The organism is Photobacterium sp. ABD4_091 (assembly GCF_056160145.1).
Genome location: NZ_JBSWWQ010000002.1, coordinates 240455 through 254512 on the forward strand (window position 1 = coordinate 240455; position 14058 = coordinate 254512).

10 protein-coding genes and 1 pseudogene are annotated in these 14058 nt (G+C 45.7%); 10 read left to right on the forward strand and 1 reads right to left on the reverse strand.

Annotated elements, in window-relative coordinates:
* Positions 1 to 97: 97 nt before the first annotated feature.
* From hppD to ACXAGQ_RS15395, 3 genes are all read left to right on the forward strand, one after another.
* Positions 98 to 1168, forward strand: coding sequence for a 4-hydroxyphenylpyruvate dioxygenase (hppD, locus tag ACXAGQ_RS15385; protein ID WP_475256598.1), 1071 nt, complete (start codon positions 98 to 100; stop codon positions 1166 to 1168).
* 223 nt (positions 1169 to 1391) lie between these two features.
* On the forward strand, positions 1392 to 2879 hold the full coding sequence (locus tag ACXAGQ_RS15390) for a PTS transporter subunit EIIC (RefSeq protein WP_475255010.1): 1488 nt from the start codon (positions 1392 to 1394) through the stop codon (positions 2877 to 2879).
* On the forward strand, positions 2879 to 4336 hold the full coding sequence (locus tag ACXAGQ_RS15395) for a glycoside hydrolase family 32 protein (protein WP_475255012.1): 1458 nt from the start codon (positions 2879 to 2881) through the stop codon (positions 4334 to 4336). Before ACXAGQ_RS15390 ends, ACXAGQ_RS15395 begins: the two co-directional genes overlap by 1 nt.
* 146 nt (positions 4337 to 4482) lie before the next feature.
* Here ACXAGQ_RS15395 and ACXAGQ_RS15400 read toward each other — a convergent pair whose 3' ends face one another.
* Positions 4483 to 5214 (reverse strand): GntR family transcriptional regulator, encoded by a 732-nt coding sequence (locus tag ACXAGQ_RS15400; RefSeq protein ID WP_475255013.1) that lies wholly within the window; start codon positions 5212 to 5214, stop codon positions 4483 to 4485.
* Positions 5215 to 5781: 567 nt separating this feature from the next.
* Here ACXAGQ_RS15400 and ACXAGQ_RS15405 point away from each other — a divergent pair.
* The 7 genes and pseudogenes from ACXAGQ_RS15405 (at position 5782) to ACXAGQ_RS15435 (ending at position 13975) form a co-directional block, all read left to right on the forward strand.
* Positions 5782 to 7749, forward strand: coding sequence for a PTS mannitol transporter subunit IICBA (locus ACXAGQ_RS15405; RefSeq protein WP_475243640.1), 1968 nt, complete (start codon positions 5782 to 5784; stop codon positions 7747 to 7749).
* A gap of 98 nt (positions 7750 to 7847) precedes the next feature.
* Positions 7848 to 8993 (forward strand): mannitol-1-phosphate 5-dehydrogenase, encoded by a 1146-nt coding sequence (locus tag ACXAGQ_RS15410; RefSeq protein ID WP_475255015.1) that lies wholly within the window; start codon positions 7848 to 7850, stop codon positions 8991 to 8993.
* An 80-nt stretch (positions 8994 to 9073) separates the two neighbouring features.
* Positions 9074 to 9430: a hypothetical protein gene (locus ACXAGQ_RS15415; RefSeq protein WP_475255016.1), complete on the forward strand. Its 357-nt coding sequence runs from the start codon at positions 9074 to 9076 to the stop codon at positions 9428 to 9430.
* Between the two features lie 92 nt (positions 9431 to 9522).
* Positions 9523 to 10569: pseudogene (locus tag ACXAGQ_RS15420) on the forward strand (PTS mannitol transporter subunit IICBA); the annotation flags it as partial.
* Positions 10570 to 10679: 110 nt separating this feature from the next.
* Positions 10680 to 11210: an MltR family transcriptional regulator gene (locus ACXAGQ_RS15425; RefSeq protein WP_475255018.1), complete on the forward strand. Its 531-nt coding sequence runs from the start codon at positions 10680 to 10682 to the stop codon at positions 11208 to 11210.
* A 107-nt stretch (positions 11211 to 11317) separates the two neighbouring features.
* The gene (locus tag ACXAGQ_RS15430) at positions 11318 to 12334 is read left to right on the forward strand and encodes a LacI family DNA-binding transcriptional regulator (protein ID WP_475255019.1); all 1017 of its coding nucleotides are present in this window, start codon (positions 11318 to 11320) and stop codon (positions 12332 to 12334) included.
* Positions 12335 to 12829: 495 nt separating this feature from the next.
* Positions 12830 to 13975 carry a carbohydrate porin gene (locus ACXAGQ_RS15435; protein ID WP_475255020.1) on the forward strand — a complete coding sequence of 382 codons (1146 nt, stop codon included), beginning with the start codon at positions 12830 to 12832 and terminating at the stop codon, positions 13973 to 13975.
* Positions 13976 to 14058: the final 83 nt, after the last annotated feature.

Consider the following 14058-nt stretch of genomic DNA (forward strand, 5'->3'; position numbering starts at 1 on the left):
GCAACATGGTTTGCAGCACGAATTTCTCATCCAAACAGAGAACTGCTAATTCTTTAGTAAAGGTCAGTTGACCGCACGTTAGTGGCTGAAAAGGATGATGAAGATGATTGAAAACCCACTAGGGACGGACGGCTTTGAGTTTGTGGAATATACCGCCCCAACACCTGAAGGGATCGCGAACCTCAAACAGCTCTTTCACGATATGGGGTTTGCTGAAATCGCTAAACATAAGCACAAATCCGTATGGCTATACCGCCAAGGAGATGTCAATTTTATCGTTAATGGGGAGCTACACTCTCAGGCTTCTGGTTTTGCTGGTGTACATGGTGCCAGCGTAAACGCAATGGCCTTTCGGGTAACCGATTCAGCCAAGGCACTGGCTTATGCTGTTGAGAAAGGTGCTACGGCTTGTCCAGCTCAGGCGGGGCCGATGGAGCTCAATATCCCTGCTATCTATGGCATTGGTGAGTCGTTGATTTACCTCGTCGATCGCTATGGCGATAGCAATATCTATGATATCGACTTCGATTTCTACCCGGATTACCAAGCGAGAATGGCAGAGCTTGATGCTGGTTTACACTTTATTGATCACCTGACTCACAACGTGAAGCAGGGCAATATGGATTTATGGGCCAGTTTCTACGAACGTATTGCTAACTTCAGGGAGATCAGGCACTTCGATATTAAAGGCAAAATGACAGGCTTGCTGTCTCGGGCGATGACAGCACCTTGTGGCAAGATCCGCATTCCGATCAATGAGTCCAGCGATGACAAGTCGCAGATTGCCGAGTACCTCGATCAGTACAATGGCGAAGGGATCCAGCATATCGCCATGAGCACCGATGATATTTTTGCCACCGTATCGAAATTAAAGTCAGGTGGGTTGATCTTCATGGACACGCCTAATACCTATTACGAGGGGATCAACAAGCGCGTCCCTGGCCATCACGAAGATGTCGCCAAACTCCAAGATCTGAAGATCCTGATAGACGGTGATGAGACCGGCATATTACTGCAGATCTTTACTGACACCGTTATTGGCCCTGTGTTTTTCGAGATCATCCAGCGCAAAGGTAATGAAGGATTCGGTGAAGGTAACTTCCAGGCACTGTTCGAATCTATCGAGCTTGATCAGATCCGAAGGGGAGTGCTCAAAGCTGATACCTAATTAACTCCTATTAATTCCGCACTATCCCGTTTGGCCAGTTTTAACTGGCCTTTTTTGTCTCTGCAATATGTGAAGTGTTGACTATAGCGCTTACACTCAGGCGTACGAAGGTTCGAAAAGATGTGAGTTGCAGCACGTTATATAGACTAAATATACGAAAAGAATTCACCATGTATTACACCTGTATTACTGTATACATGTTTAATACAGGTTGGGATTGGTTATGGCAAACTACAGCAAGATTGCGGATCAGCTTATTCAGGTGATCGGCGAAGACAACATCGAGTCGATTGCCCATTGTGCGACACGACTACGGATCATCGTTAAAAATAAAGATCTTATCGATGACAAGAAAATTTCTGATATTGATTTGGTGAAAGGGCAATTCTTCACATCGGGTCAGTACCAGGTGATCTTTGGCACAGGTATCGTCAACAAGGTTTACGATCAGTTGGCCGACAAAGGCTTTGCAGCAAAATCGGCTAGCGAAGTAAAACAGGAAGCGATTCAGCGAGAGCCTGCACACAAACGTGCTATGCGTTTTTTCTCCGATGTTTTTGTGCCGCTCCTACCTGCCATTATTGCAACTGGTGTCGGTTTGGGTTTGAAGTCAGTCCTGCTTAACCCAGCTATTTTGGCAATGATGGGTTTAACGCCAGAGAGCGTACCTCAGCCTTTAACCGCATTTTTGGCCGCAGTAACTGAAACCGCCTTTGTGTTCTTACCCGCTTTGGTTTGTTGGTCGGCATACCGAGTTGCTGGCGGTTCGCCATCTTTGGGTATCCTGCTGGGCTTGATGCTAATTTCCCCAGCATTCCCTAATGCATGGGAAGTGGCGCTGAATCCAGATGTAAATGCCATCATGCTATTTGATGTTATTGCGTGGCAAGGCTACCAGGGCTCTGTATTGCCATCACTGGTTGTAGGCTTGATGGGCGCGAAAATCGAGAAGCGCTTGAACAAGGTGGTACCGGATGTATTACAGTTGATCCTTGTTCCTATCTTGTCTGTCTCTATTACTTTGTTCCTGGCATTGAGCGTGCTTGGTCCTGCACTTCAGGTCGTAGAGCAGGGCATTGGCTTTGTCTTGGTTGGCCTTGCTGATATCCCATTTGGTATCGGTGGATTTATTTATGGCCTGTTCCTACAAGCGATTGTAGTTACCGGTATGCACCACATCATTACCATGTTTGAAGTTATGCTGGTTAGCCAGACTGGGATGAACCCAATTATCGCGCTGGGTATGCCTTCAATGGCGGCGCAAGGTGCGGCGGCTCTGGCACTTGCTTATCGTTCACGTAACAAGAAGATCCGTGCAGCGGGTATTCCAGCGGGTGCCACGGTTTATCTGGGTATTACAGAGCCTGCTATTTTCGGTATGAACCTTCGCTTTGGTATTCGTCCTTTCGTCGTGGCTTCGATTGTCGGTGGCTTCGGTGGTATGGCAGCGGCGCTACTGGAGTTAGCGGCACAGGGCAACGGTATCAGTATGCTACCGGGTATCTTGTTCTACACCTATGATATGCACCAGTTCGTATCCTATGCTGCGCTGATGCTCATTACATCTGTGGTTGCCTTCATTGCAGTTTGCTTGTGGGGTATTCCAAAGAAAATGCTGGAAGACTACCCTGCGGATGTTGAAAGCAAATCATCTCGAAACAAGCCTTCAATAAAGAAGTCAGTAACAGAAAGTAATGTGGAAACAGCGTAATGATTGATAAGTCGAATCGATTCCGAGCGCTAGGGACAGCTAAACCCGGAGAACTAGAAAACCTACGCCAGCAGATGCTGGCGCAGGATACGGATTATCTGCCTGCTTACCACATTGCACCGAAAACGGGTCACTTGAATGATCCAAATGGAATGGTGTTTGATGGTGAAAAATACCACCTGTTTTATCAGTGGTTCCCGTTTGGCCCTTTCCATGGCATGAAGCATTGGAAGTACCTGATCACTAAAGACTTCATCCACTTTGAAGAAGGGGATGTGCTGACGCCAGAAAATGAGTTTGAAACACATGGGATCTATTCTGGCGGCGCAATCTGTATTGATGGTTTCATCTACTGCTTCTACAGCGGCAATGTGATGAATGAGGATGGCGAGACATTCTCCCAGAACCAGAATGTCGCCAAGTACTCTACCGACGGTAAGCTACTTGATAAATGGAATATTGTGCCTGAAGCGCCTGCTGGGTATACCGGTAACTTCCGTGACCCAAGCCCATTTATCAACGATGAGGGCGATCTGATGTTCGTGGTGGGTGCCCAGCGTGAAGACCAAACCGGCGCGACACTACTGTATAAGATGTCATCCTTTACCCAAGCGGAATTAATTGGAGAGGTTAGTTACGGTGGGAAGTCGGATCTTGCCCAGCAAGCTGATGTATACATGCATGAGTGCCCGGATATCAGCCATTCCAATGGCAAAGATTTGTTTATCCTCTCGCCAATGGGCTTGAAACCACAGGCAGAGCGTTACAACAATATCTTCAGTACCCAGCTGATGATTGGCCAATACCAGAAAGGTGAAATGCATGCCGAGCAGGTGATTGAACTAGACAAAGGGTTTGATTTCTATGCCCCGCAAACTTTCACCGATAGTGAGCGTAACATCATGCTGGCTTGGTGCGGTAATGGCTCATTAAGCATACCGACGGAGCTACTGGGTTGGAAATTCATGCTTACCATGCCGCGTGAGTTGGTGGTGGAAGGCAGTAAACTGATACAGCGTCCATTAGCAGAGTTCGATCAACTCAAACAGCCGTTGGTGACTTTAGAGCAGCCTGGCCGCTATGACATTGACGGTAATCTCAGCCAATCTCACATTTTAGTTGATGGCATTGCTGACCAAGCATTTAGCCTTACTTTGTTTGAAGACGCTGAATACAAACTCATTCTGACTTATCAAGACGGAAGCCTATTGCTTGATCGTAGCCAGACAGTTGAAACCGATGATATGAAGCGTTTTGGCTCTGAGCGGATAGTGACATTGGAAAGCTTGCAGCAGCTGGAAATCTTCATTGATAACTCAGTGATTGAGATTTTCATCAATGGTGGAGAAGAGGTGACGACATCCCGATTCTTTATCCCGAACCGGATCCATAACTTGGCGTTTTCTGGTGCTGCACAAGTGAGCATCTCTGAAATGTCGGCTATTTCTTTGTACTAAGGTTTCCCCTGAGCCTTTTTACTCTAATAAAACACTATCCGTGTTGGGGGTAGTGTTTTGGGCGCCCCTTCCATCTTTCTGGGCGCCTTTTCTTTATCTATTACTTTTCTTTATCTATTAATAGGCTTGTTTACTTGTTATCGACATTAATCGTTATAAGCAACAAGCTCGAAATCGTATTCGCTGGTTTTGAAGTATACCGTAGAAAGCTCGAAAATCTGACCATCTTTAAGGTATGAGAGCGATTCGTTGATCAAAATAGGTGTCAAAGGATCTATGTCGAAATAGCCTTGAATACGTTTTTCCGGCAAGGCTGGTTTTAGCTTCTGGGTGATCTGGCCGATGCTGTAGCCTTTGGCTTCTAGGTAAGCGAACTTGGAGCCTGCCATATCTTGCTCGGTCATTTCAGGGAGGTAACTGACCGGGATATAAAAGGTTTCGAAAGACGCGACACGGTTGTCTAATAGGCGTTGACGGGAGCAGCAGTAGACTGGGCTGTTTTCTGCGATCTGTAGTTTCTGGGCAACTGCAGCAGACGCATCAATAATGGCGAAATCAATCACTTTATTACTGACTTTCTGGCCGCCTAACTGGCTTTCTTCTGTTAAACCCACCACATTGACAAAGCTGTGCTTGAGTTTCTGCTGGGCAATAAAAGTCCCTTTACCTTTTTCGCTGTATGTCAGCCCTTCATCATTCAGTATCTGAATTGCTTTTCGAACAGTTACGCGGCTGACATTGAAATCTTCCACCAGTTGCTTTTCTGAAGGCAATATCGAACCCGGCTTGAAGTTACCGCGTTCAATTTCTTGTTTAATAAAGTCTGCAATTTGCACATAGAGCGGCAGTGATTGTTTCTGCGCAATGTAATTCGTCATCATCCCTCCTGGTGAACCCCCAAATTATACCTGACAGATAAAGGGATATCAGCTAGCGAGACTACCCCTTTTGTGGTGGGAAATCAGGTGTGTTTTATGTTTATAAGCAAGTGGTTAGATATGGCTTTTCGCTTGCTTCAACTGAAAGTGAGTTACAAAACGTAACACTGGAACGGCTGACAAGTTGAAGGGGGCTGGTATTGGCTGTGTGAATGTGATCTGCATCACCATCAAGGTCGACTTAATAGAGCTAAATTGCTCTTTATGTGATCGTGATCACCAACTGATTAACAAGCGTCCTGACTGGTTCTGTGATGTTGATCGTTTGTTTTTTATTGACAAATTGATTTGGGCTTATTTGTAGAAAAGTTTCATTACAGTTTTGCAATAAAGATCACGAAGAAAAAGGTTGGGAGGGGGATTTCGGGGATGTGGCTCACAAAAAACCCGTCATCAGATCGGTTTAAAAATTCTGTGTTAGATTAATTGGGTACTAAGCAATTGGACGGTTTTGGCGAACCGTACCTAACACAAAATCTATAACTGAACATCAGACGGGGAATCGATATGATATCACCAGATGCAAAGATCAAGATACAAAATTTTGGTCGTTTCTTATCTAACATGGTGATGCCTAACATTGGCGCATTCATCGCGTGGGGCTTCATCACTGCACTTTTCATTCCAACGGGTTGGTTCCCGAATGAAGAACTAGCTAAGTTGGTTGGTCCAATGATTACTTACTTGCTGCCGCTACTCATCGGTTATACCGGTGGTAAATTGGTAGGTGGTGATCGCGGTGCCGTAGTCGGTGCCATTACAACCATCGGTGTGATCGTCGGTACCGATATCCCGATGTTCATGGGTGCCATGATGGTGGGACCGCTGGGTGGCTGGGCAATCAAGCGTTTTGACCGCTGGGTTGATGGCAAAGTGAAGAGCGGTTTCGAGATGTTGGTTAACAACTTCTCTGCCGGTATCGTTGGTATGCTATGTGCTATCCTTGCCTTCTACATGATTGGTCCATTCGTGAAGGTATTGTCATCAGCCTTGGCTGGTGGGGTAAACATGCTGGTGAGCGCAGGCCTGCTTCCTCTGACGTCAATTTTTGTCGAGCCAGCGAAGATCCTGTTCCTCAACAATGCAATTAACCACGGCATCTTCTCTCCTCTGGGTATCCAGCAGGCAAACGAGATGGGTCAGTCAATCTTCTTCCTGATTGAAGCTAACCCAGGTCCTGGCCTAGGCATCCTACTGGCTTACATGGTGTTCGGTCGCGGTACGGCTAAACAAACTGCTGGCGGTGCATCTATCATCCACTTCTTCGGTGGTATCCATGAGATTTACTTCCCGTACATCTTGATGAACCCACGTCTAATCCTTGCGGTTATCGCAGGTGGTATGGCGGGTGTGTTCACCCTAACAGTTTTCGATGCAGGCATTGTGTCTCCAGCATCTCCGGGTTCAATCTTCGCAATCTTGCTGATGACACCTAAAGCATCATTTGTCGGGGTAATCCTTTCTGTTATCGCTGCAACGTCCGTCTCTTTCTGTGTTGCTGCGCTACTGATGAAAACGCAGAAAGTGACAGATGAAGAAGGCGACGACCTTGCAGAAGCAACGAGCAAGATGAAAGGCATGAAAGCTTCTTCAAAAGGGTCTAAAGGTTCTCCAGCAACAGTTCTTGCTCAATCAGAATTCAATCTAGCCAATGTGCGCAACATCATCGTCGCTTGTGATGCCGGTATGGGCTCCAGTGCGATGGGTGCCAGCCTGCTTCGTAAGAAAGTTCAGGAAGCGGGCCTAAATATCAGTGTGACCAACTGTGCTATCAATAGCTTGCCGCAAGAGGTGGATATCGTGATTACTCATAAAGATTTAACTGACCGTGCACGTAAGCACGCCGCTAATGCCCAGCACCTTTCGCTAACTAACTTCCTTGATAGCCAGGTGTACAACGACCTCGTAACCAGCATTGTAGCTGCAGGCAGCCCAGAAGCGGCTAACGATGATGAGATGGTAAATGGCGAGATGGTAAAAGTGTCTCCAATTGCCGCCAACGATGACAGCTTTGAAGAGCAACCAGCACAGGTATTCCAGATTCAAGCTGAGAATATCCACCTTGGCCTGAAAGCGAACAGTAAAGAAGAAGCAATCCGTTACGCTGGTGAGCAGCTAGTGAAGCTTGGTTACGCACAAGACGAATATGTAGATGCCATGTTCGAGCGTGAAAAACTGGTTCCAACTTACTTGGGCGAGTCAATTGCAGTACCTCACGGTACCGTGGAAGCCAAAGATAAGGTAATGAAAACCGGCATCATTATCTGCCAATACCAAGATGGTGTGCAGTTTACAGAAGACGAGGACGATGTAGCGAAACTAGTAATCGGTATCGCAGCCAAAAATGATGAACACATTCAGGTAATTACTACCATCACCAATGCACTTGATGATCCAGAGGCGATTGAGCGCTTGACCACGACCAGTGATGTCAACGAAGTGCTAGAAATCCTAGCCGGTGAGAAAGCCGCTTAATCAACACAATCATTGAGTAACATCGAGGCCGGTGTTCCCCCTCCGGCCTCACCCCTCTAGCGCGTTAATAGAGAACACATTTTTAGGTAGGAATTATTATGAAAGCAGTACATTTTGGTGCAGGTAACATCGGTCGTGGTTTTATTGGTAAATTGCTAGCAGACGCTAATGTAGCCGTGACGTTTGCCGACGTTGATGAGCCGTTGGTTGACCAGCTAAGCCATGACCAGTCATACAAGGTCAAAGTAGTTGGTAGCGAATGTAAAATTGATACGGTTACTCACGTAACAGCCGTTAACTCAGCAAGCCAGGACGTGATTGATCAGATTATTCACACAGATATGGTGACCACAGCCGTTGGTCCTAACGTGCTGGATATCATTGCAAAAACTATTGCCACTGGTCTAACCCACCGTTTCGAGGCGGGTAACAACAAACCACTAAACATCATTGCTTGTGAAAACATGGTACGTGGTACGACTCACCTGAAAGAAGAAGTCTACAAGCACCTCAATAGCATTTACCACAGCCAGGCTGATGAGTTGGTAGGCTTTGTTGATTCAGCAGTTGACCGCATCGTACCTCCTTCGGAAGCCGCTAATGATGATCCATTGGAAGTCACAGTAGAAAGCTTTAGCGAATGGATTGTCGATAAACAGCAGTTCAAAGGTGATATCCCTGCTATTGAAGGCATGGAAACAACCGATAACCTGATGGCCTTTGTAGAGCGTAAGCTGTTTACTCTCAATACTGGTCATATTGTTACTGCTTATCTTGGTGCCTTAAAAGGTCACGAGACTGTTCGCGATGCGATTGAAGACCAAGAAATCTATGATCAAGTTAAAGCTGCTATGCAGGAAAGTGGTGAGGTGCTGATCCGCCGTTATGGTTTTGATCGTGATATGCACAATGCCTACATCGATAAGATCCTAAGCCGCTTTGCCAACCCATATCTACGTGATGAAATCGACCGTGTAGGCCGTCAGCCAATCCGTAAGCTAGGTGCGAATGATCGTCTGATCAAGCCGTTGCTAGGTACGATGGAGTACGGTGTTGAAAACGGTATGCTGCTAAAAGGTATTGCTGCTGCCTTTAAATACACGAACGATACGGATCCACAAGCGATCGAGCTGCAAACATCGCTTAAAGAGATTGGTTTGCGCCCGACATTGGCGAAATACACAGGCCTTGATGCGGATGGTGAAGAAGCCAAGCAGATTGAGGCACTGTTCCAGTCGCTTTAAGTTTTGGTAATAAGGGGCGCAATAGCGCCTCTTTTTTGTCATGAAATGATAAATCTCGAAGTAGGAAGTGGGGTAGAGTCATGAACCTGACGAAGAATAAGTTCAGTCTAGGCGATATGGTTATCGTTAACTGTGGCAGGGTTGATCCTGACTTTGGCCAAGAGATCTCTGGCTGGATTGGTACGATTGAAAAATGCCATTTTGATGAAGAGATAGGCTATATCTATAAACTACGTTGGAGTGACGAAACTCTACAGGAAAATAGTGTGTTAAGGGTATCTTGCCAAGAGTTGGGATTAGAGTTTGAAACCATGCAATTGCTTGAAAATGAACTTTCCCTTCACTCTTCAGCACGGGGTAAGCACTTTATTCAGCAATGCCTCGCGTTACCAAGGCGTGAGCGGGCATTTTCCTATGCCGGCTTTGCATTTTGTTAAGTATCTGAAAACAATATTTTGAAATAAGCAATTATGTGGTTTAGCTCGACTTGGGTATAGTGGTTAAAGAAAGAAAAATGATGGGATGATTTATGCTTTCACCAACAACAAAAATAAAAATACACAGCTTCGGTCGGTTTCTTACCAATATGGTTTTGCCTAATATTGGTGCATTTATCGCTTGGGGCTTTTTAACCGCTTTATTTATTCCAACTGGCTGGTGGCCAAACGAGGTCATCGCCCAGCTTGTCGAGCCCATGATTATCTACTTGCTGCCACTGCTGATCGGCTATTCAGGCGGTAAGCTTACTGGGGGCGAGCGCGGTGCAGTCGTCGGTGCCGTCACCACCATGGGGGCGATTGTTGGTACGGATATCCCCATGTTTATGGGAGCGATGATCTTAGGGCCTATGGGTGGTTGGGTCATCAAAAAGTTTGATCAGGCCGTAGAGGGCAAGGTCAAAAGTGGCTTTGAGATGCTGGTCAACAACTTCTCCTCCGGCATCATAGGTATGGTGTGCGCCATTATTGCCTTCTTTATGATTGGCCCGGCGGTCAAGATCATTTCGGTTGCCCTGGCTACCGGGGTGAATGCCATGATCGATATTGGTTTGTTGCCATTGACCTCGATATTTGTCGAGCCTGCCAAAGTGCTGTTTTTGAATAATGCCGTCAACCATGGCATTTTCTCGCCGCTGGGCGTACAGCAGGTACGTGAAGCCGGGGACTCTATCTTCTTCCTGATTGAGGCTAACCCAGGCCCTGGGCTTGGTATCTTGCTGGCATACATGGTGTTTGGTCAGGGAATGGCGAAGCAAACGGCGGGTGGTGCGACGATTATTCACTTTTTTGGTGGTATCCATGAGATTTACTTCCCGTATATCTTGATGAAGCCGAGGTTGATCCTCGCTGCCATTGCGGGCGGTATGACAGGCGTTTTTGTTTTGTCTTTCTTTGATGCGGGGATGGTGTCGCCGGCCTCGCCTGGCTCAATCTTTGCGATATTACTGCTAACACCTAAGTCATCGTTGCTTGGCGTTGTTTTGTCTATTGTTTCGGCAACGCTTGTGTCATTCGCAGTGGCAGGTATTTTGTTGAAAACAGAACCGAATACGGACGAGAAGAGTGAAAAAGCGGCAGATATGGCATCATAAAGTGAAATCTTGCCAGTTGTGATGATACAATCACTTTTATAACAACAGGTTAAGGAGGCTAAGTGCTATCCTTTTGTTACAGAGATACCTAATTTATGGCACATAGTGACCAAGAATCTGACATTTTAGAGCGGCTTAATGATGCCCCGACAGTGAGAGGTTTTTTCATTACCTCGGTTGAGGTGTTTGATGAAGCAGTTGAAAATTTGATCCAACGGATATTTCGCAAAGATGACTTTGCTGTGAAGTCTGTTGTCGAACCCTTGCTAAGTCAGTCAGGCCCGCTAGGGGAGCTTTCTGTTCGCCTTAAGTTATTGTTTGGTCTGGGCGTGGTCGAAGACAATGTGTACCACGATATCGAAGCGATTATTAAGCTGCGTGATTTTTTGAATAAAGAAGGCAAGGAATACAGCTTTGCCGAGCCCGCAATTCTCGAACCAATCAAAATGCTACATATGGTACAAACCATGGGCGTTGTATTGCTTGATGTCGCGCCGCCTGATGATGATACCGATATTACTTTTTACCAGATGCAAATTGCCCGGCAGGAGCAAGTGATTAAATCGGCCATGGCTTTGGCTGTTTCCGGTATTTGCGCCGAACTAGACAAAGACAGTCCTTTCTAAATCGTTAACTTTCCTGACGCTAACCCTAACTTTTAGCCTGTTTTTCTTTTCATTTTTGCACTCTCTACACATAATGAGAGGCAAGATGTAGCTAAAACGGGTTAGTTGTGGAAAAAAGAAAACGTATAACCATAGCCGATATTGCCAAACTGGCAGGGGTTTCCAAAACAACCGCAAGTATGGTGCTAAACGGAAGGGCATCGACTTTTCGGATCAAGGATGAGACTCGGGAAAGGGTCTTAGCCGTGGCGAAAGAACAAAATTATTCGCCTAATGTCCATGCAAAATCTCTTCAAGCTAAACGTTCTGATGCCATTGGATTAGTGATCCCGGATTTGACCAACTTTGGTTTTGCTTCTATTTCTCGCGAGCTCGAGCGATTATGCCGTGAAGCTGGATTACAGCTTTTTATCGCTTGTTCAGAAGATAATCCAGACATCGAGCGGCAGGCAGTAGCCGGGTTGGTCAAACGCCAGGTCGATGGGTTAATCATTGCTTCAAGCCAAACTGAAGATGATGATTACCAGGCATTAACGAAACAAATTCCTGTTCTGCAACTCGACCGCCATATCGGGCAATCCACTCTGCCAATGGTGATCACCGATGCCGCCAAGGTAACGGCGGAACTCATCAGCAAAACGGCAGAGTCTGTTGACGAGTTTTACTATTTCGGTGGTCAGTTGGAATTATCGCCAAGCCGCCACCGTATGGCCGGTTTCAAGTTGGGTTTGAATAGGGCGGGTATGGAGTTAGATGATAACTGGATCCGTCATCGTGATTACCAGACCGAATCTGGTTATATTTTGATGGAACAACTTCATCAAGAGCTAGGCAGATTACCTCAGGCACTGTTTACAGCATCGTATACTTTGCTTGAAGGGGTACTTCGCTACCTGAATGAACATAACTTGCTAAATGCATTGCTAAACAAAGAAATGCGCCTAGTCACTTTCGATAACCACGATCTCCTCGATTGCCTGCCATTGAACATAGACTCGATAGCGCAAAACAGTGAAGAGTTAGCGAAACGCAGTTTTCAACTTATCCAGCTCTTGATGTCGAGTCAAAACGTCAGTCCAACCGCTTTTGCTTTGGATGCCACCATCCACTGGCGAAGCAAATAATTATTTGCTGAATGTATTTGTTGCCCTTGTTAATTAAAAAATTGGCAGGGGCATTTTATTATTGTTAGCGGAAAACTATCACGGTAAGTTTATTAAGTTGTTGTTTTTAAGGAAATTTAATTTAATGGCTTTTGGTAAAACGATAAACTTGTTGGCTTTATCAATTAATAAAAAATAATTTGAGCAGGCTCACAGTGTTATCGCCTTATCTGTATGGCGATAAGCGAATGCGTGCTAAATCCAGTAAACCAAATTGCTCCTTCCGTACTGCTGAATATACCTTCCTTAACGGATTCATTGCTCACTGTAGAGCATTCGACCATTCCATGTGTGTTTATCGACATATATCTTGATCACAAAAAAGCACCAAATTGTTTTGGTGATCACAAAGCTAAATGGTTTTAGCAAGTATTTCTCGATCTGCTAAAACAGTTTAGCAATAATTGCAGCGAACACAATGATTAGCATATATAACAATTATCCGGAGTATCTTTTATGAAACGCAGTGGTCAATTCAAACTGTCCCTAGCCGCTTTGGCGATCGCAACTTCTTTCACTGCTACGGCAGGGATCAGCATCGTAGATAATGAGCAAGGCAGCTTCTCTATTGGCGGTGATGTTGAGTTTGATTTTAACTACCAAGACAATGACAAGGCCGATCAGCTAAACCGTGGCAAAGATTCAAACTATAACCAAACCGGCCGTGTCCTTGTAGAATTTGCGGGCGAGCGCAAGACTGAAACTGGTCACTACCTAGCTATCAAAGCGCAGCCGTTGATGGATTCAAACGGTGACGTAAACCTTGATGATGCGTACTTCTCTTTTGGTGAGCAAGGTGGTTGGGACCTACGTATGGGCCGCTTCGAAGCCTACGATATGTTCCCAGTTGGTCAGGATACATTCCTAGAATACTCGGGCGATACTGCCAATGACCTATACCGAGACGGTGCGGGTTATGTTTACCAGATGAAAGAAGCGCGTGGTCGTGCAACATCAGCAGGCCAGTTAATGTATAGCCAAAGCTTTGACAACCTTTATGTTGAATTGGCAAGTGTGATTGGCGAGCGTGCTGACCTATTCGGTACAAATACCTCAGATGAGAAAGTGACTTACCATGGTCGTGAAGTAGAATCGAATAAAGATGCGATTGTATTGCGTCCGGTTGTTGCTTACCAGATGGGCGACTTCCGCATTGCTGGTGCGATTGAAGCAAACCTTGTTAAAGACGCTGTGATTGATAGCGAAGGTAATGATGTCAGCGACCGTATTGGTTACGGTATTACCGCAAACTACACAATGAATGACCTATCTGTGAATGCAAACGTTGCTTACATGGATGCGCTAAATGAAAAAGATACATCTGTAGGCCTAAACGTATTGTGGAAAGGCTTCGGTATTGGCTATGTCTACGGTGTGAATGACTTCGATGCAAAATCTGATTTCTATGACGGTAAAGTGAAGATTGATACGTTCTACGCATCTTATGAGTTCGCCAATGTACTGGATGTGGAAGACTTCTCAATTTACCTAGGTGCTTTCCACACAAGCCTGAATGAAGAAGGTACGCGTTTGAACGACGGTGCAATGTTCAGCGAGCTAGACGACAAAGGTGCTCGTGTACGCTTCAAGTACTTCTTCTAAGTTAAACCTCTTTTAAATACTGTTATCTATTGTTCTTTTCAGTCCTTTTTGGCAACAGCGTTTGCTGTTGCCACTTTTTATCG